The following is a 24947-nucleotide window of genomic DNA, read 5'->3' as shown; positions in this document are numbered from 1 at the left end:
ACAACGCGCGAGCAATCATCGCCGACCTCCCAGCAGCCACACCCCACGCCGAGCCACCGCCCACGCGCCAGCGCCCGAGGCCCCGACAACCGTCCCATCGGCAACACCAGACAACGCGCGAGCAATCATCGCCGACCTCCCAGCAGTGGGGCCAGGACCGGGAACCCGCGCAGGTCGACCTCGGCATTCAAGACCGGGCCGTTCGGGGTGTCGGGCATGGCGGAACGGAAGCGCTGCAACAACTCCTCCAGGTCCGCGCCGGATTGGTGGGGGCGGGGGACCATCTGGGCCAGCAGCGACAGGACGGGAGCCAGTTGGTCGGTGGTGGCGGACAGGTCCGCGCCGGACTGGGTGGCCAGGGCCGCCACGCCTGGCAGCAGTTGCCCGGTGGTGAGCCGCACACCGGCGTCGAAGGTCTGCCGATCCTGTTGCAGCCGTGGGATATTGCGCAGCAGATCGAGCACCTGGATGGTCGCCCCGGCGAATTTGCCGCCGCCGTCGTGGGCGGGGCCGAGGCGGCCGACCAGCTCGGAGGCCGACATCTTCTGGTTGTCGGTCACCGTCTGCGCGACGGTCAGAATCGCCTGCGCCAGCGGGGTGAACGCCTGGGTGTCGCCCGCGATCTGGGCGATGACCGTGGCCATCTGCGGCGTCAGCAGCGCGTCCCCGGTCTGCGAGAGGCTGCGCAGCAGGCTGCCCATGGTCGCGTCGAAGATTGCGCCCGAACGATTCCCGGTCAGATCGAGCACGGCGTCCTGCCGCAGCGGTGTCCCGCCGGACCCGCGCCGCAGCTCGATCTCGCTGATACCGAACAGATTCGCCGGAGCGTAGTCCACCCGCAGGCTGTCGTCGATCCCGTGCAGTTGAGAACGGTCCAGCCGCAGGGTGATTCGCTGGGTCCCGAAATCGGCGGGCGCGATCGAGGTGACCGTGCCGACCTGCACGCCGTCCACCCGCACCGGAGTGCCCGCCAGCACACCGTCACCGATCTGCTCGGTGTGCAGCGCGATCCGCAGCCCGTCGTCGGACCGCATCCCCCGATACACGCAGACCGCCACCACCACGGCCGCGATCACGGCCACCGCGACCGTGCCGATCAGCAGCGAGCGGCGCTTGTCCACGGCGACCCCGGGCATTCCGTACTTCGGCATCGCGCTACCCCGTGAATGTGATCGTCGCGTTGAAACCCCACAGCGCAATGGTGAGCACCATGTCGATGGCCACGATGGCCACCGAGGAGGCGCGCACCGCGCGGCCCGAGGCAATGCCCACGCCCTCCGGCCCGCCGGTCGCGAAGAAGCCGTAGTAGCTGTGGATCAGGATCACCACCGTGGCGAAGATCGCGACCTTGATCACGGCGGCGATCACGTCGAAGCCCGTGACGAACTGGAAGAAGTAGTGGTCGTACACGCCCGCGGATTGGCCGTGCACCAGCGTGATCAGGCCGCGGCAGGCCAGATACGACAGGATCAGCCCGATCAGGAAGGTCGGCACGATCGAGATGGCCCCGGCGATGACGCGGGTGGTCACCACGAACGGCACCGACCGCAGGCCCAGCGCCTCGATGGCATCGATCTCCTCGGAGATGCGCATCGAGCCGATCTCGGCGGTCATCCGGCACCCGGCCTGCGCGGCGAAACCGATGGCGGCGGCGATCGGAGCCAGCTCCCGGGTGGTCGCGTAGGCGGACACGATGCCGGTGACCGGGCCCATGCCCAGCATGTCCAGCATCGTGAACGACTCCACCGCCACCGAGGCGCCCATCACCAGGCCGAGCACGATCATCATCGGCACGGTGCCGCCGCCCACGATGACCGAGCCGCGACCCCACGTCATATCGGAGATGATGCGCAGCGTCTCGTCGCGATACCGCCTGAGCGTCAACGGAATCGACGACAGCACCTGCCACACGAAGGTCAGCACGAAACCGAGCGCCTCGAGGCGCGCGAGGATCAGGCCGCGGCGGCGGTAGAAACGGGAGAACCAGCCGAATCCCTTCGGCGCGTAGGTCGATACCGCCATCTCACACCAGCCTCGTCGGCAGGAACATCTCGACCACCTGTGTCACACCGAGATTCACGATCGCGATCGACACCACCGACAGCACCACGGCCGCATTCACCGCGTCGGCCACCCCGCGCGGCCCGCCCTTGGCCTCGAGCCCGCGCTGGCAGGCGATGATCACCACCAGGAAGCCGAACAGCACCGCCTTCAGCAGCGACACCCACACGTCGGCGACCGTGGTGAACGAACCGAAGGTCGCCCAGTAACTTCCGGGCGTCACGTTCTGCCCGCCGACCGCGACCGCGTAACCGGCCACGACGCCGACGAAGATAATCAGGATGTTCAGCAGCGGCGCGACCACCACCATGGCCACCAGCCGCGGGATCACCATCCGGTGAATCGGGCTGATACCCATGGTATTCAGCGCATCGATCTCCTCGCGAATGGTCCGCGCGCCCAGATCCGCGGCGATCGCGGCCGCCCCCGCGCCACCGAGCAGGAACCCGGTCGCCAGCGGCGCGCCCTGTTTGATAACACCCAGCCCACCGGTCGCGCCCAGCAGCGAATCCGCGCCGAGCGTGTGAATAAGGTTGCCCACCTGGACGGATACGATCACGCCGAACGGAATCGCGATGAGCACGGCCGGAATCGCGGTCACCGTCACCAGTCGCCACGCCTGCAGAATCGCCTCGCGCCACTGGAATTCGGCGCGCACGATATCGGTCGCCGTTCCCGCCACCGATTCTCGCGCGATATCCACCGCCCGGCCGAAGGTGCGCAGCGCGGACACCCCGGTGTCGGAGAAATTCTTGCGGACGATTCGGACGGCGGACGCGCTCGAGCCGCGGTGTGTCTCGAGTTTCAACGTGGGCCTCTCCGTGATCGGCAACACTGCCAACACGAAGCTAATAGTTACAACTGGTTACAGTAAAGAGCGTCACGGTGTGAGCATGCCCTCTTCGCCGCTTGTCGACCACTAGCCCAAAACCCTGGTCAACCGCATAATTTTTAAGTTGATCATGATTCTGACACGCGTTATCAGCACAGAACGGCTATCGCTGTGAGCCACGTCATGACACAAAAGGTGCGCAACGGGAAAATATTCAGCACACCGCCAGAGAACGGATCAGCTGGCCTGCCGGTCGATCTCGGGGTCGGCGCCGCCGGTTTCCAGGGCGAGGGCGAGCATGGCAAGGCCGGTATCCCGGATGACGGTGTCCAGGCTGTCGAGGAGTCCGGCGAGGGCGTCGCCCGCGGCGCGGATTTCGGCAACGGTGGCGTCGGTGCGGTGGAGTTCGGCGCGCAGCGGGTACAGCGACAGGCTGATTTCGAAGAGGTGGCGCACCAGGCGGTCACTGTTGTAGGCGAAGGCCGCCGCATTCCGTCCCGTCAGTTCGGGGACGGGTTCGAAGAACCGGTGGGGTGGCAGGGAATCGTTCGCGGGAGGCAGCGACGCGATGGGCGATACGACCGGATCCATGATGATCTCCTCAGTCGACTGGGAGTGAGATCCGGAGCCACGCTTCAGGACTCGGGAATTCGGCCATATTGTACGCCCGAGGACGCACCGCCAGGAAGACGAAGCCCGCGAAAAGTATCGGACCAGCCCTTGGCAGGAACTGCCGGTCGGTATTGAAAATGCCGACGCGGCAGGGACTTTCGGCCTTTTTTGCGGTGACGTTCGCCCCCTGGCGATTCGCGGGCACGACCGCGTAGACAAGGTGACCAGATGTTTGCGAGTCCCGACGTGTGTGGCTCCGGACGTCGCCGCAAGACCCCCCATCCCCCTCTGCTCTGACTTCGGAGATCGCCATGAACAAGAAGGACCTCGACGGAATCCCCGCGCTCAAAGCCGCTGCCAGCGGCCCCGACGGCCACTGCGTGGCCTTCGCGGCATTGGGCGACGGCACAATCGCGGTATTCAACACCAACGACGGCCAGCACGCGCCCGTACTCCAGTTCACCCCCTGCGAATGGGAGGCGTTCCTCGACGGCGTCCGCACCGACCGATTCATCACCGCCTGACCACGCAGAACGGAGAAACCGCTGTCCGGGGGCTTGCGTTACTCATAGCAGGCCCCCGAGATCGCTCTTGTCCGAGACGCTGCTCCGGGACGTTCGGGCCGAGCGCGTCAAAGATCACTGTTGACCTTCGAGTGGGGTCAAAGGTTTACCGTCGCATTGTGACCATGATGCGCATCTCCGAGCTGGCCGAACGCAGCGGCGTCCCGGCCACGACGCTGCGGTTCTATGAGACCGCGGGGCTGCTCCCCGCCGACCGCACCCCGACCGGCTACCGCGCCTACGGACCGGACGCGATCGAACGGCTGGCGTTCATCGGCGCAGCCAAGAACCTCGGTCTGTCCCTCGACGAGATCGGCGAACTGCTTCCGGTATGGCAGGACGGGCCATGCACCCAGGTCAAAGTCGATCTGCGGCCGCGGATCCGGGCAAGGCTGGACCAAGCCGAGGCCCGACTGACCGAACTACGCGCCTTCATCACGTCCCTGCACATCGCCCTGCAACGACTCGATCAACTGCCCGACCGCACCGACCGCTGCGACCCCGACTGCGGTTTCCTCGCCCCCACCGACACCACCCGGGCAACCGAGTTGCCGTTGTCCCCCACCCGCGCCAACGCCGAGAACACCGAACGCTGGCGCAACGCACCGGTCGCCTGCTCGTTGACCGGCGACGCGATGACCGACCGGATCGAGCGATGGCGCGACGCGCTCGACGGTGCCGTCCGCACCACCATCCCCGACGGTGTGCGGCTGGTCGTGCCGGTCGACCGTGCCGGTATGCTCGCGGAATTGGCTGCGGCCGAACAACACTGCTGCCCGTTCTTCGACTTCCGCCTCCATCTGGACGGGCCGGCACTGCGGTTGGAGGTACGCGCTCCCACCGACGGCACCGACTTGCTCGCCGAGGTGTTCGGTCTGCCCGAGAATCCCCTTCGTCCCCGAGACGGAAAGGCAAGGCGCTCATGACGGTAACTCGTTCGATCGCGTTGTTCGTCGTAGCCGCGGTCTTCGAGATCGGCGGGGCCTGGCTGATCTGGCAGGGGGTACGCGAACATCGCGGCTGGGCATGGATCGGTGCGGGCGTGATCGCCCTGGGCCTGTACGGGTTCGTCGCCACCGTGCAGCCCGACGCCCACTTCGGCCGTATCCTCGCCGCCTACGGCGGTGTCTTCGTCGCGGGATCTCTGGCCTGGGCGATGGCCCTCGACGGCTTCCGACCCGACCGCTGGGACATCATCGGAGCCTTGGTGTGCATGATCGGGGTCGCCGTCATCATGTACGCACCCCGCACAACCTGACTCCCACGAACTCTCGAGTCCCCCTACGGGCTCACCGCGAGAAACACGAAGGCCGCGAACAGCACAAGATGCACTCCGCCTTGCAGCAAGGTGGCTCGACCGGGAACGACGGTGAGCACGCCGACGACGACGGTCAGCGCCAGCAGCACCATCTGGGTCGCGCCCAGACCCAACGTCAAGGGCGTCGAGATCCAGATCGTGGCTATGGCGATGGCGGGAATCGTCAGCCCGATACTCGCCATCGAGGAACCCAGCGCCAGATTCAGGCTGGTTTGGACACGGCCACGACGGGCAGCGCGGACGGCGGCCAGGGTCTCCGGTAGCAGGACGAGCATGGCGATCACCACACCGACCACCGAGCGCGGAAGCCCCGCTGCGTGTACGCCGTTTTCGATCGACGGCGACACCATTTTCGCGAGCCCGACCACGCCGATCAGCGCGACCAGCAACAACCCGAGGCTGACCAATGCTGTTGCAGTGGAAGGTGTTTCGCTGTGCTCGTCGGCGTCGTTCATGGATTCCACGGGCAGGAAGTCGCCGGGGTGCCGAACCGTCTGCACCATCACGAACAACCCGTAGAGCAGCAATGAAGCCACCGCGGCGAACGCCAGCTGCGATCCGGAGAACTCCGGACCGGGCTTACTCGTGGTGAACGTCGGCAACACCAGGCTGAGCGTGGCAAGGGTAGCCACGGTTGCCAGGGCTGCGCCCGTCCCCTCCGCATTGAACTCGGCCACCCGTCGACGCACCGCGCCGACCAACAGCGACAACCCGAAGATTCCGTTGCAGGTGATCATCACCGCCGCGAACACGGTATCGCGCGCCAACGACGACGCATCGTCCCCACCGGACGCCATCAAGGTCAAGATCAGGCCGACCTCGATCACGGTGACAGCCACCGCCAGCACCAACGATCCGAACGGCTCCCCCATCCGATGGGCCACCACCTCGGCATGCTGCACGGCCGAGAGCACCGCTCCAGCCAGCGCCAACGCCAAGACGATCACCGCCGGACCGGAGGGATGGGTGAACCACGCGATTGCTAGAACCACGGCGGCCAGCAACGGAACAATGGTCGTCCAGCGTCGGATCAGCAGGCGCGTCATACCCTCCATGATTGCAGCGAATTCTCAGCATTCAGGGTAAATGAGACATTGATCGCCTGGCTCTGCCGCGTCTGCGACCCGGTCCATGCGCACTCGGCTCCACGCGCACGGACCTGGAGCGACGTCGCGTAGCTTGCGCTCGTGTGCGGCTATCCGCCCGTCCACCACCGGGGCCACGGTTTGGCACTTCCAGCACAGTGCCGGTCTTCGGACCACACTTCACGTAGCCCCAGCGCTCCGCTCCGATCCACGGGCCGTCGTTCCGAACCTGCGGTGATTGCTTATGTTTCATGCTTGTCGCCCTGCTGCGCTCCCGGCCAGGAGCGCACAACTGTCCAAGCAGGTAGGCGAAGCGGCGGCGGAGAGGAATGGCTCAACAAGCACGGCCGCTGTTCGGCCACAGACCCGCGTCCACCGCGCGAGCGTCTTCCACCTGCACTTGTCGGCGCCGTTCGGCTCACGATCTCCTGTCACGCTGACACTCACCCGGCATCTGGGCCTGCCTACAGCCTCACTCCCGTTGCGCGGCAACCGATACCGATTAGCGTCTACACCCCGCCTACGATGATGAGATGGAGACCGGCCAACGGGACTCGGCCGCATTCGGTGCCCGATTGCGCGCCGCCCGTGAGGCTGCCGGTGTCAGCTTGGCCGCGCTGGCCGCGCGTACCCATTTCAGTAAGTCTCTGCTGGGCTTGCTCGAAACTGGACAACGACAAGGCGGCCGAGCACGTGCTGTCAGCTCGTCACGTCTGGACCGCCGCGTCACCGAGATCGAGCGCCTTCTGACTACCTGATGTGGCTCAAGATTTAGGACATATCAGCAGAATCTTCGCTGTGTTCGTCTCGTCCCACCAGTGCGTCGGCCGGGGGAGCCATTCGCCGGTCCACCGATGCTTACGCCATGTCGAAAGAGAGCAGATCTGCGATATTCTATCGCGCTGTACGATGACGGACTCGTTCTGGAACAACTCACCCGAAGGGAAAGATTCAGCTCCGAAAGAGAACCGGTATCCCGTCCTCTCGGTGATTGCTTTCATTTGAACTTCCCGTCGATGTTCAGATGTCGTTTGGTGGACGGTCATGAGGAGCGGGACCATTGATGCAAGAGAAATTCCGATGACTGCCGCATAGGCAAGCTGAGAATATCGGCCCTTGTCGGCCTTGCGGGCCAGCAATGCGATGCGAAGTACCGAAAATAGGGCAACGACGAGCAGTGCAGCGGATAGCGCGAATTTCCACCAAGCGCCGGGCGCGAACGTCGGCCACCCGAGATCCATCACGATCTCGTAGGTATCCCACTGATCTGGTCTCATGTTCAGCCTGTCAGCTCGCCGCGCCGAATTCTGTCGATCACTGCGTCAGACTCTAGTTCGTTCCGCAGCTCGGGGTGCTGCCAATAGAAATAAACCGAATGCAGTAGTAGTGACGGATCAATGCTGAGCGTCGATGTGGGCAGGTCGATGGACTTCTCCAGCAGGCCACGCTGCAAGCGGTCGATCAGGCTGCGTCCGGTGTTGACGTGCACTCTGCTGCCGGGCCTGGGGACGATCTGCACGGTGTGAGTGTTATTGAGCATGATCGGCCGTATCAGGGCAATTTCGTCCCATGCGAGAGACCTTGTCGTACGACCGAGGCCCTGGGATACCCCTTGCCCGGTCATCGCGAAGAAGTACTGCCGCCCACGGCCGACGAACAGGTAAATGACGAGGAATGCGAGCATTGCGAGGGCGATCACAACGATCATCAACCCACCCAGGTCTATTCCTGTCCTGGTCGAGCCACTTCCTGACATGTTGGACACGAAAAGGATTCCACGCAAAACCAGAAATGCGGCACCGATCAAGAGCCAGGCGACAAGTAAGGGTCGCAGTGAAGAATGGACATCAATACGAAGACCAACCCCGTCGTCGTTGATGGAGCGGACCATCAGAGTTCGCGGCAAACTACTCTTTCGCACCTTGAGGCGCGGGATGAAGACGGCGAAGAAGCTGACGCACATCAACCCCGCTACTGCGCCGAAGGCTGCCTTCAGAGGCTCCCCTCGCCTGGCGTAATCCAACGTGTAGGGGATAAAGATCAGAGCCATTACCACTACGAATACGAGTGCGACTATAAGTACCGTTGGTAGCCGTTGCGGCCCCCATTCTCTCGGCCATTCAAGTAGCGGGGCCTCACGGTTCTCGTTGTTCACGGGCAATCCGAATCCTCCTGGGCTCGCGCACATCTACTTGAACGGCTGCTCAGCAGCCCATGCACCACCTGCACCGCCACCGAAGCCTAGAAGTGCAGCTCCGACTCCGGCGCAGAATGCCGATCCGATCGGCCCGCCTGCCGCGCATGCCGCGCCTCCTAGTTCGGCTCCGAGCAGCGCTCCTGCCCAGCCACCGACCGTACCGCCTGCTGCGTTGGCTATCGCTTCATCTCCCGGCTTGTTGTGGTGTGCCCAGTCGTCCCAGTTGACGTATGCGTTGACCGCGGCACCCAGGGGCAATCCGCCGAGAGCCTTGCTGTCCATTTTCAGCAGCTGACCGAGCTGTGCCTTGGATGCGGCATCGGTGGCGGAATCCATTGCGCCAGCGAAGGCATGCCCTGCTCCCGGAGTCCCGGAATCGAGCATCTGGAGAGCCCGCATCTGATTGATATGGGAGTCGGCCATCGCAGCCCCGGCCTGGCTAGCCATCGACTCTCCACCCGCTTTCACCCATTCCGCACCCCCAGCTGCGGCAGCCGAGAACTCGGTTGCGAGCGGATGTGTCCCGACGGTGTCCTTGGTGGAGCCGTAGAGGCTGTTCCATTCGGAGCCCGTGAACGACTTCACGTCGTCCCAGATCGTCTGCTTGGGAGTGTTCGGCGGTGCCTGGCTCGGGTCGTACTGAAGCACCGAACCATCCTGGAACTTCGTCACAATGCGACCGTCGGCGAGTTGCGCGGTCTGTGCCGTGCGACCGTCCGGATACGTGGTCTTGACAGTACCGTCCTGCTGCATCTGTGACTGCAGACCAGCCGAGTTCGCGGTTCCTACCAGATGCGACTGCCCGTCTGCTCCCTGCGCGTATTGCTCGAAGGCCCGGAATCCGTCCGATCTTTGCCATTGCCGGTCGATAACACCGTTCGGGCCGTACTTGTCGGTGACGGTGCCGCCGTTCTGCGGATACGACTCGGACACCTTGGCACCACGCGAACCGTCCACGTTCATCGCGTACGTGCTCGTCTTTCCGTTGCCGTCCGGAATCTTCTGAAGCTGTTGCTGTTTGCCGTCCGGCCCAGTGATCGTCATATCGACGATGCCGGAACCGTCGGGTCGAGGCTTCGTCACAGTGGTGACGGGTGGGTTGTGCCCCGTGGTCTCGGTGGTGATGGTCGATCCGTCGGGCTGCTGCACCGAGGTCGCCACTGTAAGGGTGCCGTCCGGGTTCGGGGTGACCGTCTTCGTCGACCCGTCCGAGTTGGTGACCGTGAGCGGAATGCCCTGCTCCAGCTTCATCGCGTCGCCGAGGATCGGCGGTAGTTCTTCCGGCTTGGCCGTATCCGGATGTAGCAGGCCCGGAAACAAGGCCCGAATACCCTGCGGTGGCATCTCGAAGAACGCCACATGTGCCAGCTCGGCCTTGGCGACGTCGATGGCTGCCTTCGCGGCAGTGGCGGTGTTGTCGGCGTTCTGTAAGGCGCTGACCATTGCGAGTTGTTGTTGGGCTGCTTCGTATTCGACGTCGATCAGGGCCTTGGTGAGGTAGCCGGGATCGGACGTCGGGTTGCGGCCTGCCGCTGCCTTCAGTGCTTGCTGTTTCGCCACACTGGTTACCGTGCCGTCGTCGGCGACCTCGAATCCCATGCCCTGGATGAGGTTTCGCTTGTCGATGACGAACTGCTTCGCATGGGCCAGCTCGCCCTGGTGAGTGGTCGAGACCGTCCTGAGGTTGCCGACCTTGTCCATGAGGTGACTACCGGCCATCTTCTCCGCATTCACTCGCGCAGCAGCAGAGTCGGCACCTGCACCCTTGGCGATCTCCGACATCTCCTGCGGTCGAGACGAGAAGAATGTCAGCGCCGATTCCACCTGGTCACGCGCAGCACTCACGCTGCCTGCCAGGTCAGTGCCGGGGAACGGGTCGCTGGCGTCGGTAGGTGCGGTGACGCCGTTACCGAGATCTTTGATCTCACCGGCCAATCCGTCCAACCACTTCGCCCAGCCGCGTAGCGCGTCCGGATCGACCTTCAACGTCACCGATCCCCCTAGTTGCGAATCAACAGCTCAGAGCATCCAGACTGGCGTCCGATCGTCCTACACATAACGCCTGCTCGGCAAGCTGGGCAAGGGTTGCACCGGTGGGTCGAGCCGCGTCCACACCCGGCATGCAGGGGTCGCGAACTTCGGAATGGTTCCCGGTACCGGACACGGGCCGTCGGGGTACCGGTACCAGTTGACGAGTACGGACGCCGAATCCCAGTTCCGCACACCCGTTCGCGATCGTCTTCGCGCGTGTTCCTCCCACCTCGCAGAGGTAGTGGTCCAGGTTTTGGTTCTGGATGAGAGATCCCACGGACCGTAGCGCGCACAGCCCGGGTGCGGCGGGCGTGCCCGCCGCCACAGTCAGCCGTTCGCGAGATCCGATGGATCGGTATTGGCTCCGCACAGCACGATGCAGATGTGCTCGCCCGGCGCGGGGACGTACGCCTGCGGGTTGCGGAGGAGGGCGGCCAGTGCTGCCGCGCCGCCGGCTTCGACGGCGATGCGGCGGTCGTCCCACAGGGTCTGTCGGGCGGCGACTATATCGGCGTCGTCGACGAGCACCGAGCGGGTGTCGAAAACTGTTGCGGCGGTGAGGGCCAGCGGGGTGACCCGGCGCGCGCCCAGCGAGTCGGCGGCGATCGAGTCGACCGGCACATCGACCGGGTGTCCGGCCTCGACGGCGGCGTTGAGGGCGCGGCAGGTGCGGGGTTCGACGGCCACGGTCCGCATGCCGTGCTGCCCCGCGGCGGTCGCGACCCCGGCGAACAGTCCGCCCCCGCCGACCGCGACGACGACGGTGTCGAGATCCGGGAGCCGGTCGCGGATCTCGTCGAGCAGGGTGCCCGCGCCGGCGGCGATCAGCGGATTGTCGTAGGCGTGCGAGGCCAGAGCGCCGGTGCGAGCGGCGAATTCGGCGCAGGCGGCCGCGGCCTCGGCGTACTGGGTGCCGACCTGACGCACCTCGGCGCCGAGGCGGCGCAACCTGTCGACCTTGACCCGGGGGGCGTTCTCGGGAACGAAGACCGTGGCCCGCACACCCTCGCGCCGGGCGGCCCAGGCGCAGGCCAGCGCGGCGTTGCCGCCACTGGCAATGGTCACCCCGGCATCCGGCAGGGTGCCCGTTTCCTTGTGCGCCGCAATGAAATTGAGCGCGCCCCGGGCCTTGAAGGTGCCGGTGTGCTGAAGATATTCATGCGCCAGCCACACCCGCCCCGAGTCGGCGCCCGCGATGGCCCCGGCCTCGACCGGACTCACCGCGATGGGACGCACCAGCCCGGCAATCCGGTCCGCCGCGGTCTTGATCTCGTCGTAGCCGAGCCGATCCACCATGCACACTCCTTCGGTATCCTCGGCCACCCTATCGGTCCGGATGGCGGGCGCGATCGCGCCCGCCACACTCGTCAGCTCACGAGCGGCAGGCCCGCTTCCGACCAGTCCTGAATGCCCTCGCGGTACTTGCGCACATTCGTGTATCCGAGGTTCTCCAGCCTGGTGGCGACCTGCTGGCTGTTGCCGCAGGCCGCGTTCGAGCAGTAGGTGACGATCGCCGCGTCCTTGTTCGGAATCAGGCGCGGCGCTTCGCTTTCCACGTCCTCCTCGACGAGGTTCAGGGCGCCGGGAAGGTGCGCCTTGGCGTAGTACTCGGCGCCGAGCGCGTCGATCACGATCACCGAACCGGCCTCGATCTCCTTGGCGAGTTCGTCGCGAGTGATCAGTGCGGTCATGGGAGTGCCTTTCTGCGGGGGGATCCCGGCCGAAAGCATGCCGGGAACAACTGCGTGCACGTAGTTGCGTGCGTGCACACGCTACTAAATATGTGCGGGCGCACGCAACTGGTTAGACTGGGGTCGTGGCGAACTCTCCGAAACGATCCCATCCGGCCGTGGGGGCCTGGGCCGCCCTGCTGCAGGTGCACGCCAAGCTGGTGCCCGAGCTCGATGCCGAGCTGCGCCGCGCGACCGGGCTCCCCTTGAGCTGGTACGACGTCCTGCTCGAACTCGATGCGCCGCACCAATTGCGGATGAGCGACCTCGGCGAGCGGGTGGTCCTGAGCCGGACCCGGGTGAGTCGCCTGGTCACCGAGCTCGAATCGCACGGCCTGGTCCGTCGCGACACCAACCCCGACGACGCCCGCTCCGCCTTCGTCTCCATCACCGACACCGGCCGCGAACGGTTGCGCGAGGCGGCGCCGCACTACCTGTCCGGCATTCAGCGCCGCTTCGCCGACCTCAGCACCGCGGAGCTCGATTCGGTGGCCGCGGCCCTGCGCAAGGTCGTGGGCCCGACCGCCCTCCCCGATCCTCGGCGACCCTGACCGTTCCGGGTCCATGGAATCGGGGCCGGGCGGGCATAGTCTGCTCGTCGTGGACGAAACAGCCGAGAATCCGCATCCGCACGAGCCGCACACCGAGGGGTTGGGCGCGAAGCTGAACTGGTTGCGGGCCGGGGTGCTGGGCGCCAACGACGGCATCGTGTCCACCGCCGGCCTGGTGGTCGGCGTCGCGGCCGCCACCACGAGCCGCGGGCCCATTCTCACCGCGGGCCTGGCCGGGCTGGTGGCCGGCGCCATGTCCATGGCGGTCGGCGAATACGTCTCGGTCAGCACCCAGCGCGATTCCGAGCGGGCGCTGCTGTCGAAGGAACGGCGCGAGCTCGCCGAGGAGCCGGAATACGAGCTGCGCGAACTGGCGCAGATCTACCGGGCCAAGGGCCTGTCCCCGGAGACGGCCCGGCAGGTGGCCCAGGAGCTCACCACCCACGACGCGTTCGCCGCCCACGCGGAGGCCGAATTGGGTTTGGACCCCGAGGATCTCACCAACCCCTGGCAGGCCGCGATGTCCTCGGCCATCTCCTTCACCCTGGGTGCCCTGCTACCGCTGGCCGCCATCCTCCTGCTCCCGGCATCCTGGCGTATCCCGATAACCTTCGCCGCCGTCCTGGCAGCCCTCGCCCTGACCGGCTCGGTAAGCGCCCGCCTCGGCGGCAGCAGCCGAGGCCGAGCGGTGCTGCGCGTCGTAATCGGCGGCGCACTGGCCATGGCGATCACCTATGGGATCGGGCAGTTGGCGGGGACCGCGGGGGCGTGACGGGCGGGGGCGCGCGACAATAGATCCCGGCCAAAAGCATGCCGGGATCTCATGGCGCATCCGAATCCGCTACCCCGGCGCGCATCCAAATCCCCCACTCCAGCGCGCATCCGAATCCTGTGATCCCGGCGTGCTTTTGGCCGGGATCTTCACACAGGTAGCAGGCCGATCGCTTCCTTGGTCTGCGCCACCTTGACCGCGGCTCTTTCCCGGACTTCTATCGCGCTCTGCCGCAGTACCTTTCGGACATACTCCGGATCGGCCGACAGCTCTGCGTAGCGGCGCTGGATCGGTTCCAGCAGGGCCACAACGGCGTCGGCGACCGCGTGTTTCAAGGTGCCGTAGCCGCTGAAGTTCTCGGCCAGGCGGGCCGGTGGGGTTCCGGTGCAGGCCGACAGGATGGTCAGCAGGTTGGCGACGCCGGGCCGGTGGCCGGGGTCGTAGGCGACCTCCGCGCCGCCGTCGGTCACAGCGCGCATCACGGTGCGGCGCAACACATCCGGTGGGTCGAGCAGCCGCAGCGAGCCCGCAGCGGACAGCGACTTGCTCATCTTCACCGTGGGATCGGCGACATCCATGATGCGCGCGGCCACCGGTGGATTCACCGCCCGCGGCAGGGTGAACACCGGACCGTAGGCGGCGTTGAAGCGGGTGGCGACATCGCGGGCGAGTTCGACGTGCTGGCGCTGGTCCTCGCCGACCGGGATCTCCTCGGCGTCGTAGAGCAGGATGTCGGCGGCCATCAGGACGGGATAGGTCAGCAGCGACAGCCGAACCTGTTGTCCGCGCCGGGATTTCTCCTTGAACTGGATCATCCGCCGCGCCTCCCCGTAGCCGGTGGCGCATTCGAGCAGATAGTGCAGCTCGGTGTGTTCGGGCACCTGCGACTGCACGAAGAACGGGCCGAGACCGGGATCGACGCCCGCGGCCAGCAGCAGGGTCGCGAATTCCAGCGTGCGCCTGCGCACCTCGGCCGGATCGTGCGGCAGCGTCAGGGCGTGCAGGTCCGAGATGAAGATGCCGGTGTCACCCGAGACCTGCTCGCGGAGCGCGGGTTCGATGGCTCCGAAGTAGTTCCCCAGGTGCAGATCGCCCGAGGGGGTGAAGCCGGTGAGTCGTCGTGGCATGTGATGGATTCCTTTCGGGGCGAGCCGAATCGGGCATCACACGAACAACGGCCGCCCGATTCGGGCGGCCGTTGTTACAGAGCATGCGGATAAGTGGTGGCCACCCGTCAGGGCCGCCACCACACGAGATGAACGAGGGTCCGCACCTCGCGAGACTAACAGCACCCCCGTGGCTCCGGCCAGAGCTTTTTCGCCGCCCGAAAACCAGTCCACCCGTGACCGACTGGCTCTGTTTTCGAAGGCCAGTTGCCTGCATGCTTGCCGAATGTTGCTTCGCCGGTTATTCGCGCTCTACCTCGGACTCTGGCTGTACGGGACGTCCATGGCGGTGATGATCCGCGCGGGCCTCGGCCTGGACCCGTGGGACGCGTTCCATCAGGGCGTGGCGCGGCACGTGCCGGTCAGCTTCGGCACCGTCACCGCGGCCACCGGTATCGCGGTGCTGCTGGCGTGGATTCCGCTGCGGCAGCGGCCGGGACTGGGCACGGTGAGCAATGTCGTGGTGATCGCGCTGGCGGTCGACGCGGGGCTGTGGCTGCTGCCGCAGGCCCACCCGCTCCCGGTGCGCATCGGCGCGATGGTGGCGGCGGTCCTGCTCAATGCGGTCGCCACCGTGCTCTACATCGGCGCGGGCATGGGCCCGGGCCCGCGCGACGGCCTGATGACCGGCCTGGTTCGCCGCACCGGCCGCCCGGTGTGGCTGGTGCGGACCGGCATCGAGGCGACCGTGCTGGTCACCGGCTGGTTACTGGGCGGCAGCGTCGGCATCGGCACCCTGGTCTACGCCTTCGGCATCGGCCCGCTCATCCATGCGCTGATCCCGTTCGTGGATCGCTGGCTCCCGGGCTTTCACACCACCCCGGCCCCGCAACCGGTACCGGCCTGACCCCTACAGTTCCGGCGTGGACCGAATCCAGGCCACCGCCAAGGGAATTCGGCGCGCATCCAGGTCCGGGCGCGGGTAGACGCTGCCGGTGAGGGCCGCCCCCGAGAACAAATGGGTGAGCGAGAAGGCCGCCAGCTCGTGCACCGACTCCGGGAGCCCGTCGAGTGCGCCGAGTGCCTTGGCGCGCACCAGGATTCCGTCGTAGAACCGCGGCAGCGCCGGGGCGATCCGCTCGCGCAGCTCCCGATCGGTGCGGGCGGCCACCATCATCTCGTGCCAGGCGTCGACCAGCGGCGACCCCGCCAGCCCGGCCAGCAGCCGCAGCGCGCTCTCCACCTGCGGTGCGCGCTCGTCGCGCGGCACGGCGAGCACCCCGTCCGCCTCGGCCAGGATGCGGCGGCTGATCTCCTCGGCCACGACCGCGATGAGGGCCAGCCGGGATTCGAAGTGACGGAACAGCGCCCCGGCCGACACTCCGGCACGGCCGCAGATGGCGGCGATCGTGGTCCGGTAATAGCCGTCCTCGATGATGGTGTCGATGGCCGCGTCGACCAATTTCGCGATCGTCGCTTCCCGGCGCTGCTGTTGGGTACGACGCTCGGCGCGTTCCGACTTTTCGGGCATGATGCCCAGTATGGCGGCCCCGTTCTGTGCGTCTTCACAATGCCGACCGACCAGCGTAAACACCTCGGGCAGAAGGTTTCTCGGAAACATTCCCATTCCGGAACGGCTCCGCTAGCGTTAGCGAGCATTCGGTATCTGTGTAGGGCGTGCCGATCATCGCCGATCGCAAAGGACGAGCATGTTCTCCCTCCGTAAACCCGTTGTGGCCGTGGCCGTGTCCGCGGTGGTACTGCTGATGTCGAGTGTGGCCGGGGCCGCCACCGCGCTCGCCGATCCGCTCCCGCCGATGCCCCCCGATCAGAATCAGCTCCCGGATCTGCCGAAGGAGCCCGACCTGTATCGCCATCTGCCGGCGCCGGATCCGGCGACCGATCCCTGGTACGCGCCGCCGCCGGGGCTGGATTCGATGGCGAACGGGCAGATCGTGCGCACCCGCGACGTGGGCACGTATGTGACGGGCATTCCGATGCCGCTGACCACCCGCCAGATCCTGTTCCGCACCACCGATGTTCGCGGCCGGGCCGCGGTCACCGCGACCACCGTGCTGATTCCGCCGGTGCCGTGGATCGGCAGCCCGCGCCCGATCCTGTCGTATCAGGAGGCCATCGATGGCAGTGCGGCGCTGTGCAATCCGTCGTTCACGTTGCGGGCGGGGATCTTCAAGGAGATCACCCTGCTGGCCGGTTTCCTGGCACAGGGATTCGCGGTGGCGGTCACCGATTTCGACGGCCTCGACGGCACCGAGTTCCTGACCTTCGGCGAGGGCAATCTGGTGCTCGACGGCATTCGCGCGGCGAAGAACGATCCCACGCTGGGACTGGCGGATTCAGCCGCCGCGCTGTACGGCTACTCCGGCGGCGGGAGCGGGACCGCCCGCGCCGCCGAGCGGCATCGCGCCTACGCCCCGGAGCTGCGGATCCTCGGTGCGGCCGAGGGCGGGGTGCCCGGCGACATGGTGCAGATCGCCCGGCACAACATCTCCCACGACGAGGGCCTGGCCAACTTCAGCGGTCCGGCGAATTTCACCATGTGGCTGGCGCTGGCCAATCTGTCGCGCAGCTATCCCGAGGTGTTCGATCCGGCCGAGTACCTGACGCCGGAGGGACAGGAGCTGCTGAAAAACGTTCGGGGACGGTGCGTGTGGACCAGCGCCCTCACCGGGGCCTATCGCCCGGTGAGCGCGTATCTGCGGCCGGGCAAGAGCCTCGACGATCCGGCCATTCACAATGTTCTGGTGGAGCAGAGCCTCGGGCAGCCGCAGAATCTGCCCGATATGCCGGTCCTCATGTGGCACGGGATCTGGGACGAGCTGCTGCCGTTCCCGGATTCGATCAAATCGACGGTCGACGCGTACTGGAACAGCGGCGTCGATCTGCGCTACGTCACCACGCCGATCCCCGAGCATGTGGCCGCCGACCTGTCGGTGCTCCCGGCCGCGGAGACCTGGATCAGCGCGATGCTGCGCGGCCTGCCGCCCGGACCCCGGCTGCGGATCGGCATCTGACGCCCGAGTTCAGTTGTCGCGCACGATGATTCCGGCGGCCCGCGCGAAGGCGGGCGCCAGGTCGAGCAGCTGCGCGGTGCCGACGATGGCACCGCGCAGCGAGTCGATACCGGCGGTGAGGTCCAGGGTCGCCGCGCCGCGCAGGTCGACCGCGTCCAAGGTGGAGCGGTGCAGGGTGACCCCGTCCAGACGCGAGCCCGGGAACGTCACCCGGGTCAGCCCGGCCTCGCTGAAATCGGTGTCGCGCAGCACACAGTCGACGAAACTGACGTCCCGCAGCTGCGCCGTGCGAAAGTTCACCGACTCGAATTTGCAGCCCTCGAACCGGATTCGGCGCACCGTCGCACCGACCAGCTCCACGCCCGACAGCGCGCTGTCCACGAATTCACTGTTCAGCCAGGTGGATTGACCGAGATTGACCCCGACGAAACGCACGCCCCGCAGCCAGACATCGTCGAATCGCCCGTGCTGCATGATGCCCCCGGCGAAGGCCACCCCGGTGAACGCGGACTCGGTGAATCGCACACCATGCACATCGAGGTCGTCGAACACGGCATTGTCGAGATGAACGGACTCGTAATCGTAATCCGATTCCAGCTCGGCATCGAACGCCGTCAGATAGCGGGCATAGGGCAGATCGGCAAGGTCACGAGGCACTCCTGCACCCTAGGCGACCCCACCGACAACCCGGCTATCTCGCCCCCGGCCCCGGCGGAGTCGGAATCTCGGGTACGCCCGGGACGGTCGGCGTGACCGGCGGAGGCGGGGGCGTGAGGATGCCGCCACCCTGCTCGCCGCCCTGGCCCTGGGGAATGCAGATCCAGGCGCCGTCGGGGCCCAGGCCCCACTGGGCGACTATGCCGTCGTGCGAACAGTCGTCACCGACCTGGTGTTCGTCGCCGCCCTGGCCCTGCGGGATACAGGCCCAGCTGCCATCGGGGGCCAGACCCCACTGCGCCACGATGCCGTCGTGGGAGCAGTCGTCACCGACCTTGTGGGCGGCGGGTCGCGGCGAGGGTGCCGGTGGGGCAGGAGGTTTCGGGGCGGCGGTGGGCCGGGCGGGGCCGGGCGGCTGCGGAACCGGGGCCGACGACGTCGGGCGGGCGGTGCTCAAGGTGGTGGGCGCCGGGGTGGTCGTGCTGGTCGTCGTGCTGCCCGATCCCTTGTCCGATCGGTCGACCAGCACCCCCACCAGCGCGGCCACCGCAATGATCGCCACGATCACCGCGGCAATGGCGATATTGCGCGGGGTGGTGGTTTTTCCGCCGCCGGACGGCGGAGTCTGCTGCCCGTTCTCCGGTGACGCCATTGTCGACAACCTTTCGTCCACCAGTTGCACCGATGCTCCGAAAAGCCCATCCATCAGGCACGTTACCGAAGATCACGGTATTGGGTCGAGATCGACGCGCACCGTGAGCAGATCCGTGCCGAATGCCCGCACGACCGTGCTGTTGTAACGGGGCAGTTCCTTCAGCCGGGCCACCGCGTCGTCGTCGGGCAGCAGGTGCGCGGTGCCGGTGTGCCACTGACCGCGCAGCCGCAGCCGCACCCGATTGTCGACGCGGATATTGCGGACGTACTGCGAGCGGTCCCCGAATTCGGAGACGAACCAGAACGAGTTTCCGGTGCGGCGGCCGCCGATCGGGGTGATCCGCGGCTGCCCGCTGACCCGCCCGGTCGTCTCCAGCAGGGTCTGCCCGCCCAGTCGGCGCAGGATCGGATTACCGATATTCCGCTGAAAGCTCGTGATGACTCGATGCTGCAGATCACGACGGTTCACCATGCGCCGACGCTATCGCATGCGCGGCACCGCCGACGGATCACCGCGATTCGGCGCGCTGGCGCAGATAGCGGGCGGTGGTCTCGTCGGCCGGGAGCAGGGCCTCCAGGTGGAGTTCGGACAGCGAGACGTCGGTGGCGGTGGCGAAGGAGGTGAGGGTGGTGATGAAGCGCAATTCGCCGGTGTCACAGCGCATTCGGAGCGGGACGGCGAAGCCGAGGTAGCCGGGGCCGGGGTCGGCGGGCGGGAGGTAGCCCTCCAATTCGGCGACCAATGCCTCCAGCTCGGGGTCCGGGCTGATCCGAATCCGTTGGCGCAGTGCCTCGGTCACGTGCCGTCCCCACTCGGGCAGATTCAGCACCCGCCGGGCCATGCCGTCGGGATGCAGCGCGAGGCGACGGGTATTCACCGGCGGCCGCAGCAGTTCGGGCGCGCAGCCCTCGGTGAACAGGCCGAAGGCGGCATTGGATTCGAGCAGGGTGCCGCGCCGGTCCGCGATCAGCGCCGGATACGGCATGTGCCCGTCGAGGATGCCGCGCAATGCCCCGCGCACGGGCGCCAATTCCGGTGCGTCCACGCCGGATTCGCGGTAGGCCGGGGCATAGCCCGCCGCCGCCAGCAGCGTATTGCGGTCGCGCAGCGACAGTTCCAGCGATTCGGCCAGCCGCAGCACCAGCGCCCGGCCCGGGTGCGAGCGGCCCTGCTCGAGAAAGCTCAGGTGGCGCTGCGTGGTGTCGGCGCGGATCGCGAGATCGAGCTGGCTCCAGCGCCGCAGCCCGCGCCAACGCCGCAACTCCCGGGCGAACGGGCCGGGATCTGCCAGTGCGGTCGTCATGATGCCCATGATCGACAGTGCGGCGGCGGTGCGCCATTCCCCGCGGGGAATCGCGGCGCGACAGACGAGAAACCACCCCCGGGAACCGGCGTGCCGGCGCCGGATCCGGGGGTGGCGCGGTCACGAGCGTCACGACCGGTCCGCGGTCGCGCCGTGTCCCCCGGCGCGGTCGCGGCAGCCGGGGCTGATGAGGGAAGCCCGGGTACCGCACGCGGATCGATCGGTCGCGTCGCGACCTTCCGGCGGACTGTTGAGGGAGGTCCGCCGAAGTGTGTGCCAGGCGATTCGTTATCACCTACGTACGTAGACAGTAGGTGAATTTTGTCTGATTAGCAAACCGCGTTCGCTCGCTCACCCGACTACGGGCGGGTTACGTAGATAGTATGTCCCGAGCCGACCCGCCTTTCGGGGCGGCACGACGAGGGAGGTGCAGTTGCCTACACGCGGATTCGGGGACCTGGAAGCCGTGGTCATGGACCGGCTCTGGAACCGTGAGGGCGAACAGACGACGGTGCGGGAGGTGTTCGACGAGCTCGCGCGCGAGCGTGAGATCGCTTACACCACGGTCATGTCCACCATGGACAACCTGCATCGCAAGGGCTGGCTGGAGCGCCGCCGGGAGGGCAAGGCATACCGCTACTGGCCGAAGCTGAGCCGGGAGCAGCACAGCGCGCGACTGATGCAGGAGGCACTGCACGACGGCGGCCGGTCGGATCTGGTGCTCGCGCATTTCGTGGAGCAGATCGGTCCCGAGGAGTCCGAGCGACTGCGCGCGGCACTGAGACAGTTGGCCGAGGAGTGAGCGCGGCCCTCGGACTGTTCGTCTTCGCGACCGTGGTGGCGGTCTGCGCCCCGCGGGTGCTCCCGCGGCTGACCCGCCACGGTGTCGCCCCGCGACTGGGTGTGGCGGCGTGGTCGACCCTGATCGTCAGCGCGCTCGGCTGCTGGGCCGTCGCCGCCGGTCTCGCGCTCGCCGATGCCACGCACTCCTGGCTGCGGCCGGAGCGACTGATGGCCGAGGGGCTGCACGAGGCCGAGGTGATCGCGACCGGGCATGCCGGTCTCGCCGCCGAACTCGCCCTGGTGGCGGTGACGGCCGCACTGGTCGCGGGGATCGCGATGCTCGGGGTGCGGCTGGCCCGGCTGCTGCGGCGGATGCGGCTGCGCTCGCGCGATCACGCCGAGGCGCTGCGCCTGACCGGCCGCCGCGTGCAGCGCCACGATGTCGGCGAGGTGGTGGTCGTCGATACCCCCGAGCGGGCCGCGTATTGCGTTGCGGGAGAACCGAATGTGGTGGTGGTCACCAGCGCCGCCCTCGCCGCGCTCGAGGATCGCGAACTGGCCGCGGTGCTCGCCCACGAACACGCCCATCTCGCCCGCCATCATCCCCTGCTGCTGGCGGTGACCCGCGGCCTGGCCGCCACCTTCCCCCGGCTGCGGCTGTGTACCGTCGGCGCCCGCGAGATCGCGCGCCTGCTGGAGATGTCCGCCGACGATGCCGCCGTCCGCACCCACGGCCGGGTCCCGCTGCTGTCGGGCCTGCTCGCCATGTCGGGCACGGTCCCCTCGAATGCCCTGGGCGCCAGCGGAACCGACATCCTGGCCCGCGCCCGGCGCCTGGCCGCTCCCGACCCCGGCCCGCACTACCGCACCCGCGCGGGCCTGCTGACCGGCATCGGCATCGCCGTCACCGGCCCGGCACTGGTCACCACCGCCGCCGCGACCGAGCTCTGGCTCTGCCTCACGTGAGCGCCGCCGCGAGGCGGGCGATATCCGCGGGCCGCACTCGGCAGCAGCCGCCGATAATGGTCGCGCCGAGGGAAACCCATTCGTGGGCTTGGGTTTCCGAGAAGAGCGCGGGTCCGGTCCAGGTATGGCCGACGGGGTCCCAGCCCTCGCCGCTGTTGGGATAGACGACCGCGGGTCTGCCGGTGGCGGCCCGGGCGGCGGCGATGGCGGGGGCGACATCGGCTGGACTGCAACAGTTCACGCCGACGGCGACGATGTTCGGGGCGTCGGCGGCGACGGCGAAGGCATCGGGAAGGGGCTGTCCCGCGCGGGTGGCCTCGCCCGCGACGGTGTAGCTGAGCCACGCGGGCAGGCCGAGGTCGGCCACCAGATCCACCAGCACCTCGGCCTCGTCGGCGTCCGGGATCGTTTCCAGGGCAAGCACATCCGGCTCGGCCTCGGCCAGGGCCGCCAGCCGGGGGGCGTGCCAGTCGCGCAGTCGCGCCGCGGAAAGGCCGTAGCGCCCACGGTATTCGGAGCCGTCGGCCAGGGCCGCCCCGTACGGGCCGACGGACGCGGCCACCCAGCGCGGGCGGCCGTCGCCGGACGCCTCGTCGCGGGCCTGGCGGGCCGATTCCACACTGCGCCTCAGCAATCGGATCGTCTCGGCGCGATCGAGACCGGCGGCGGCGAACCCGTCGAAGGACGCCTGATAGCTGGCGGTCGTCGCGATCACCGCCCCGGCGCGGAAGAACGCCGCGTGCACGGCCCGGATCGCCTCCGGCGCATCCACCAGCAGCCGCGCCGACCACAGCGCATCCGCCAGATCGTGCCCGCGCGCCTCCAACTCGGTCGCCAGCCCCCCGTCCGAGATCAGCACCCCCGCCCGCGGATCGAACACCACAACCTCACTCTAGGTCGCGGGCCGTGCACCGCGCACGACTCCGGCGCACCGAGCCGGGACGACGACTACCGGCCGCGCCCGGCCGCCAGCAGGGCGTCGTACACCAGATCCACGTGCGGGAGGGCGGGGGCGCCGATGCGGCGGGCCAGGAAGCCGGTGTTGACGGGCGGGTCCCCCGGCTCCAGCAGGGGCGCCAGCGCACCCGAATCCAGCTGTGCGGCAATGAGATACCGTGGCAGCACGCTCACCCCGCCACCGGCGGCGACCACCGCCGCGACCGCGCGCAGATCCGCGACGACCACCGCCGGTTCGGCATCGAGCCGGAGGCCGAAGACGTGCCGCCAGTAGTGCCGCACCATCGGGAGGTCGGTGGCGTCACCGATCAGCGGTAGCCCGGCCAGCTCGGCGGGCCCGTGCGTGCGCAGCCGCCGGGCGTCGATCCCGGCCGCCACCGAGGGCGCGGCGACGAGCACGAATTCCTCGTCCACCAGCGCCTCGGCCCGCACGGTCCGCCCGCGCGGCCGGATCTCCGACAGCACCAGGTCGTACCGACCGGTGCGCAGCCCGGCGAGCAGGTCCTCGTTCGCCCCGTCGGTCACCGTCAGCCGCACCCCCTGCGCGATCAGCGGCGCGAGCGCGGGCAGTGCCAGCGCGGCAAGCATTTCCGCCGGACCGGCCAACCGCACCGGCGGCTGCGCGACCGGGGCCCGCACTCCCCCGCCCGCGATCGCCTCCAGCGCGTCCATCGGCCCGGCCAGCCGCGCGGCCAGCTCGTCGGCGGCCGCGGTCGGCGTCACCCCGCGCGGCAGCCGCTCGAAAAGCTGGCTCCCCCACCGCTTTTCCAGCATCTGCAGCTGCGTGGTCACGGTCGGCTGCGACAGCCCGACCTGGCGCGCCGCCGCCGTCACCGACCCCGCCCGATACACCGCCAGGAACGTCCGCAGCTGGACCAGGTCGAGACCGCCCTCGCTCCCCGTGCCATTCATCTCGCCGAGTCTACTTGCGGACGAATACTCGTAGACGTATATTCGTAGGCGAGTAAGGAGGCGCGATGGCGAAGAAACGGAAGGTCGAGAACCTGCTGGGCCTGGCGGTCCTGTCGGTGCTGGTCGAGCGGCCGATGCATCGCTACGAGATCGCCGCGGTGTTGCGCAGTCGCGGCAAGGAACGCGATATGGACATCAAGTGGGGCTCGCTCTACACGGTGGTGCAGAACCTGGAGAAGCACGGGTTCCTGGAGGTGGCGGGCAGCGAGCGCGACGGCGCGCGGCCCGAGCGCACCATCTACCGCCTCACCGCCGCGGGTCGCACCGAAATGGAGGACTGGACGGCCGAGCTGCTGTCCACGCCCGAGCCCGAACACCACCGCTTCGTCTCCGGCCTGTCCATCATGGGCCTGCTGAGCCCCGACCGGGTGATAGCCCTGCTGGGCGAGCGGGTCACCAAGCTGGACGAGGTGACGGCCACGGCGCGCGCCGAGCTCACCACCATGACCGCGGCCGGATTGCCGCGCCTGTTCCTCGTCGAGGCCGAGTTCTCGGTCGCGATGCTCGAGGCCGAGGCCGAGTGGGCGCGCACCCTGCGCGACCAGCTGGCCTCCGGTGCGTTCCCGCACATCGATCTCTGGCGGCAATGGCATGCCGACGGCACGCCACCGGCAGACATCGTGGCGATGGTCGAAAGGGGGGACTTCCGGGCGCCGAAGGATTCGTGAATCCTTCGCTCGCTCAAAGCAATCGGGCCCGGCGCGGTGCGGCAACACCGACGCCGAGCCCGATCGAATCACCGTCTCGAACCGCATCCGTTT

The 24947-nt window shown here is 67.7% G+C and carries 29 protein-coding genes; 11 read left to right on the top strand and 18 right to left on the bottom strand.

Annotation, left to right across the window (positions count from 1 at the left end):
• Positions 1-125: 125 nt before the first annotated feature.
• The 4 genes from HPY32_RS01355 to HPY32_RS01340 all read right to left on the bottom strand — a co-directional run bounded on the left by HPY32_RS01355 (position 126) and on the right by HPY32_RS01340 (position 3484).
• Complete coding sequence (locus HPY32_RS01355; protein ID WP_067582303.1) at positions 126-1151, bottom strand: MlaD family protein; 1026 nt, start codon at positions 1149-1151, stop codon at positions 126-128.
• A 4-nt stretch (positions 1152-1155) separates the two neighbouring features.
• Positions 1156-2022 carry an ABC transporter permease gene (locus tag HPY32_RS01350; RefSeq protein ID WP_067582300.1) on the bottom strand — a complete coding sequence of 289 codons (867 nt, stop codon included), beginning with the start codon at positions 2020-2022 and terminating at the stop codon, positions 1156-1158.
• Position 2023: 1 nt separating this feature from the next.
• Positions 2024-2869 carry an ABC transporter permease gene (locus HPY32_RS01345; RefSeq protein ID WP_067585540.1) on the bottom strand — a complete coding sequence of 282 codons (846 nt, stop codon included), beginning with the start codon at positions 2867-2869 and terminating at the stop codon, positions 2024-2026.
• A 261-nt stretch (positions 2870-3130) separates the two neighbouring features.
• A complete protein-coding gene (locus HPY32_RS01340) occupies positions 3131-3484 on the bottom strand; it encodes a hypothetical protein (protein WP_067582297.1) in 354 nt (117 codons plus the stop codon).
• Between the two features lie 332 nt (positions 3485-3816).
• On the opposite strand from HPY32_RS01340, the gene HPY32_RS01335 reads away from it, so the two are divergent.
• The 3 genes from HPY32_RS01335 (at position 3817) to HPY32_RS01325 (ending at position 5326) form a co-directional block, all read left to right on the top strand.
• Positions 3817-4029, top strand: coding sequence for a DUF397 domain-containing protein (locus tag HPY32_RS01335; RefSeq protein WP_067582294.1), 213 nt, complete (start codon positions 3817-3819; stop codon positions 4027-4029).
• 164 nt (positions 4030-4193) lie between these two features.
• Positions 4194-4994: a MerR family transcriptional regulator gene (locus HPY32_RS01330; protein ID WP_231951561.1), complete on the top strand. Its 801-nt coding sequence runs from the start codon at positions 4194-4196 to the stop codon at positions 4992-4994.
• The gene (locus HPY32_RS01325) at positions 4991-5326 is read left to right on the top strand and encodes a YnfA family protein (RefSeq protein ID WP_067582291.1); all 336 of its coding nucleotides are present in this window, start codon (positions 4991-4993) and stop codon (positions 5324-5326) included. Before HPY32_RS01330 ends, HPY32_RS01325 begins: the two co-directional genes overlap by 4 nt.
• Before the next feature lie 23 nt (positions 5327-5349).
• Here HPY32_RS01325 and HPY32_RS01320 read toward each other — a convergent pair whose 3' ends face one another.
• Positions 5350-6420, bottom strand: coding sequence for a calcium:cation antiporter (locus tag HPY32_RS01320; RefSeq protein WP_231951560.1), 1071 nt, complete (start codon positions 6418-6420; stop codon positions 5350-5352).
• A gap of 584 nt (positions 6421-7004) precedes the next feature.
• Between HPY32_RS01320 and HPY32_RS01315 the strand changes: the two genes are divergently transcribed.
• Positions 7005-7229: a helix-turn-helix domain-containing protein gene (locus HPY32_RS01315; protein ID WP_082870899.1), complete on the top strand. Its 225-nt coding sequence runs from the start codon at positions 7005-7007 to the stop codon at positions 7227-7229.
• Positions 7230-7235: 6 nt separating this feature from the next.
• On the opposite strand, the gene HPY32_RS01310 is transcribed toward HPY32_RS01315, so the two are convergent.
• The 5 genes from HPY32_RS01310 to HPY32_RS01290 all read right to left on the bottom strand — a co-directional run bounded on the left by HPY32_RS01310 (position 7236) and on the right by HPY32_RS01290 (position 12390).
• Positions 7236-7748 carry a hypothetical protein gene (locus tag HPY32_RS01310; protein ID WP_156674145.1) on the bottom strand — a complete coding sequence of 171 codons (513 nt, stop codon included), beginning with the start codon at positions 7746-7748 and terminating at the stop codon, positions 7236-7238.
• Between the two features lie 2 nt (positions 7749-7750).
• On the bottom strand, positions 7751-8521 hold the full coding sequence (locus HPY32_RS01305) for a hypothetical protein (protein WP_067582285.1): 771 nt from the start codon (positions 8519-8521) through the stop codon (positions 7751-7753).
• 138 nt (positions 8522-8659) lie between these two features.
• Positions 8660-10660, bottom strand: a complete 2001-nt coding sequence (locus HPY32_RS01300; protein ID WP_067582282.1) for a hypothetical protein — start codon at positions 10658-10660, stop codon at positions 8660-8662.
• Between the two features lie 366 nt (positions 10661-11026).
• The gene (locus HPY32_RS01295; RefSeq protein ID WP_067585534.1) at positions 11027-11995 is read right to left on the bottom strand and encodes a serine/threonine dehydratase; all 969 of its coding nucleotides are present in this window, start codon (positions 11993-11995) and stop codon (positions 11027-11029) included.
• Between the two features lie 71 nt (positions 11996-12066).
• Complete coding sequence (locus tag HPY32_RS01290; protein WP_067582279.1) at positions 12067-12390, bottom strand: rhodanese-like domain-containing protein; 324 nt, start codon at positions 12388-12390, stop codon at positions 12067-12069.
• A gap of 125 nt (positions 12391-12515) precedes the next feature.
• Between HPY32_RS01290 and HPY32_RS44290 the strand changes: the two genes are divergently transcribed.
• A complete protein-coding gene (locus HPY32_RS44290) occupies positions 12516-12980 on the top strand; it encodes a MarR family winged helix-turn-helix transcriptional regulator (protein WP_067582271.1) in 465 nt (154 codons plus the stop codon).
• A gap of 13 nt (positions 12981-12993) precedes the next feature.
• The gene (locus HPY32_RS01280; RefSeq protein WP_067582268.1) at positions 12994-13752 is read left to right on the top strand and encodes a VIT1/CCC1 transporter family protein; all 759 of its coding nucleotides are present in this window, start codon (positions 12994-12996) and stop codon (positions 13750-13752) included.
• 149 nt (positions 13753-13901) lie between these two features.
• Here HPY32_RS01280 and trpS read toward each other — a convergent pair whose 3' ends face one another.
• Positions 13902-14879, bottom strand: coding sequence for a tryptophan--tRNA ligase (gene trpS / locus HPY32_RS01275; RefSeq protein ID WP_067582265.1), 978 nt, complete (start codon positions 14877-14879; stop codon positions 13902-13904).
• Positions 14880-15144: 265 nt separating this feature from the next.
• Here trpS and yczE point away from each other — a divergent pair, with 265 nt between their 5' ends.
• The gene (gene yczE / locus HPY32_RS01270) at positions 15145-15765 is read left to right on the top strand and encodes a membrane protein YczE (protein WP_067582263.1); all 621 of its coding nucleotides are present in this window, start codon (positions 15145-15147) and stop codon (positions 15763-15765) included.
• A 3-nt stretch (positions 15766-15768) separates the two neighbouring features.
• Here yczE and HPY32_RS01265 read toward each other — a convergent pair whose 3' ends face one another.
• The gene (locus tag HPY32_RS01265; RefSeq protein ID WP_067585531.1) at positions 15769-16389 is read right to left on the bottom strand and encodes a TetR/AcrR family transcriptional regulator; all 621 of its coding nucleotides are present in this window, start codon (positions 16387-16389) and stop codon (positions 15769-15771) included.
• 178 nt (positions 16390-16567) lie between these two features.
• On the opposite strand from HPY32_RS01265, the gene HPY32_RS01260 reads away from it, so the two are divergent.
• Complete coding sequence (locus tag HPY32_RS01260; RefSeq protein WP_067582261.1) at positions 16568-17893, top strand: lipase family protein; 1326 nt, start codon at positions 16568-16570, stop codon at positions 17891-17893.
• 9 nt (positions 17894-17902) lie between these two features.
• Here the strand turns inward: HPY32_RS01260 and HPY32_RS01255 are convergent, their stop codons facing one another.
• The 4 genes from HPY32_RS01255 to HPY32_RS01240 all read right to left on the bottom strand — a co-directional run bounded on the left by HPY32_RS01255 (position 17903) and on the right by HPY32_RS01240 (position 20508).
• Positions 17903-18550: a pentapeptide repeat-containing protein gene (locus HPY32_RS01255; protein WP_067582258.1), complete on the bottom strand. Its 648-nt coding sequence runs from the start codon at positions 18548-18550 to the stop codon at positions 17903-17905.
• 34 nt (positions 18551-18584) lie between these two features.
• Positions 18585-19202: a hypothetical protein gene (locus HPY32_RS01250; protein WP_067582255.1), complete on the bottom strand. Its 618-nt coding sequence runs from the start codon at positions 19200-19202 to the stop codon at positions 18585-18587.
• A gap of 72 nt (positions 19203-19274) precedes the next feature.
• On the bottom strand, positions 19275-19676 hold the full coding sequence (locus tag HPY32_RS01245) for a nitroreductase/quinone reductase family protein (RefSeq protein WP_067582252.1): 402 nt from the start codon (positions 19674-19676) through the stop codon (positions 19275-19277).
• A 37-nt stretch (positions 19677-19713) separates the two neighbouring features.
• Complete coding sequence (locus HPY32_RS01240) at positions 19714-20508, bottom strand: helix-turn-helix transcriptional regulator (protein WP_067585528.1); 795 nt, start codon at positions 20506-20508, stop codon at positions 19714-19716.
• A gap of 433 nt (positions 20509-20941) precedes the next feature.
• Here HPY32_RS01240 and HPY32_RS01235 point away from each other — a divergent pair, with 433 nt between their 5' ends.
• Complete coding sequence (locus tag HPY32_RS01235) at positions 20942-21310, top strand: BlaI/MecI/CopY family transcriptional regulator (protein WP_082871169.1); 369 nt, start codon at positions 20942-20944, stop codon at positions 21308-21310.
• Positions 21307-22257: a M56 family metallopeptidase gene (locus HPY32_RS46025; protein WP_067582246.1), complete on the top strand. Its 951-nt coding sequence runs from the start codon at positions 21307-21309 to the stop codon at positions 22255-22257. The genes HPY32_RS01235 and HPY32_RS46025 overlap by 4 nt, the downstream gene beginning before the upstream one ends.
• Here HPY32_RS46025 and mmuM read toward each other — a convergent pair.
• Entirely contained in the window at positions 22250-23113 is an 864-nt protein-coding gene (gene mmuM, locus HPY32_RS01225; protein WP_082871168.1) for a homocysteine S-methyltransferase, read from the bottom strand. The two genes, HPY32_RS46025 and mmuM, sit on opposite strands and share 8 nt — an antisense overlap.
• 92 nt (positions 23114-23205) lie before the next feature.
• On the bottom strand, positions 23206-24126 hold the full coding sequence (locus HPY32_RS01220; protein ID WP_067582243.1) for a LysR family transcriptional regulator: 921 nt from the start codon (positions 24124-24126) through the stop codon (positions 23206-23208).
• A gap of 65 nt (positions 24127-24191) precedes the next feature.
• Between HPY32_RS01220 and HPY32_RS01215 the strand changes: the two genes are divergently transcribed.
• The gene (locus tag HPY32_RS01215) at positions 24192-24854 is read left to right on the top strand and encodes a PadR family transcriptional regulator (RefSeq protein ID WP_067582240.1); all 663 of its coding nucleotides are present in this window, start codon (positions 24192-24194) and stop codon (positions 24852-24854) included.
• Positions 24855-24947 lie beyond the last annotated feature (93 nt).

It is taken from the genome of Nocardia terpenica (assembly GCF_013186535.1).
In the GTDB taxonomy this organism is placed as follows: Bacteria; Actinomycetota; Actinomycetes; order Mycobacteriales; family Mycobacteriaceae; genus Nocardia; species Nocardia terpenica.
This window is presented reverse-complemented; position numbering and strand designations above follow the sequence as displayed.

Excerpts from the sequence above, each read along its gene's own strand:
- HPY32_RS01265 (WP_067585531.1), bottom strand. The coding sequence starts at position 16,389 with ATGCCCGAAAAGTCGGAACGCGCCGAGCGTCGTACCCAACAGCAGCGC.
- HPY32_RS01295 (WP_067585534.1), bottom strand. The coding sequence starts at position 11,995 with ATGGTGGATCGGCTCGGCTACGACGAGATCAAGACCGCGGCGGACCGG.
- trpS (WP_067582265.1), bottom strand. The coding sequence starts at position 14,879 with ATGCCACGACGACTCACCGGCTTCACCCCCTCGGGCGATCTGCACCTG.
- HPY32_RS01290 (WP_067582279.1), bottom strand. The coding sequence starts at position 12,390 with ATGACCGCACTGATCACTCGCGACGAACTCGCCAAGGAGATCGAGGCC.
- HPY32_RS01355 (WP_067582303.1), bottom strand. The coding sequence starts at position 1,151 with ATGCCGAAGTACGGAATGCCCGGGGTCGCCGTGGACAAGCGCCGCTCG.
- HPY32_RS01350 (WP_067582300.1), bottom strand. The coding sequence starts at position 2,022 with ATGGCGGTATCGACCTACGCGCCGAAGGGATTCGGCTGGTTCTCCCGT.
- HPY32_RS01315 (WP_082870899.1), top strand. The coding sequence starts at position 7,005 with ATGGAGACCGGCCAACGGGACTCGGCCGCATTCGGTGCCCGATTGCGC.
- yczE (WP_067582263.1), top strand. The coding sequence starts at position 15,145 with ATGTTGCTTCGCCGGTTATTCGCGCTCTACCTCGGACTCTGGCTGTAC.
- HPY32_RS01260 (WP_067582261.1), top strand. The coding sequence starts at position 16,568 with ATGTTCTCCCTCCGTAAACCCGTTGTGGCCGTGGCCGTGTCCGCGGTG.
- HPY32_RS01340 (WP_067582297.1), bottom strand. The coding sequence starts at position 3,484 with ATGGATCCGGTCGTATCGCCCATCGCGTCGCTGCCTCCCGCGAACGAT.
- HPY32_RS01240 (WP_067585528.1), bottom strand. The coding sequence starts at position 20,508 with ATGACGACCGCACTGGCAGATCCCGGCCCGTTCGCCCGGGAGTTGCGG.
- HPY32_RS01215 (WP_067582240.1), top strand. The coding sequence starts at position 24,192 with ATGGCGAAGAAACGGAAGGTCGAGAACCTGCTGGGCCTGGCGGTCCTG.
- HPY32_RS01220 (WP_067582243.1), bottom strand. The coding sequence starts at position 24,126 with ATGAATGGCACGGGGAGCGAGGGCGGTCTCGACCTGGTCCAGCTGCGG.
- HPY32_RS01280 (WP_067582268.1), top strand. The coding sequence starts at position 12,994 with ATGGAATCGGGGCCGGGCGGGCATAGTCTGCTCGTCGTGGACGAAACA.
- HPY32_RS01245 (WP_067582252.1), bottom strand. The coding sequence starts at position 19,676 with ATGGTGAACCGTCGTGATCTGCAGCATCGAGTCATCACGAGCTTTCAG.
- HPY32_RS01330 (WP_231951561.1), top strand. The coding sequence starts at position 4,194 with ATGATGCGCATCTCCGAGCTGGCCGAACGCAGCGGCGTCCCGGCCACG.
- HPY32_RS01250 (WP_067582255.1), bottom strand. The coding sequence starts at position 19,202 with ATGGCGTCACCGGAGAACGGGCAGCAGACTCCGCCGTCCGGCGGCGGA.
- HPY32_RS01335 (WP_067582294.1), top strand. The coding sequence starts at position 3,817 with ATGAACAAGAAGGACCTCGACGGAATCCCCGCGCTCAAAGCCGCTGCC.
- HPY32_RS01310 (WP_156674145.1), bottom strand. The coding sequence starts at position 7,748 with ATGAGACCAGATCAGTGGGATACCTACGAGATCGTGATGGATCTCGGG.
- HPY32_RS01325 (WP_067582291.1), top strand. The coding sequence starts at position 4,991 with ATGACGGTAACTCGTTCGATCGCGTTGTTCGTCGTAGCCGCGGTCTTC.
- HPY32_RS01305 (WP_067582285.1), bottom strand. The coding sequence starts at position 8,521 with ATGGCTCTGATCTTTATCCCCTACACGTTGGATTACGCCAGGCGAGGG.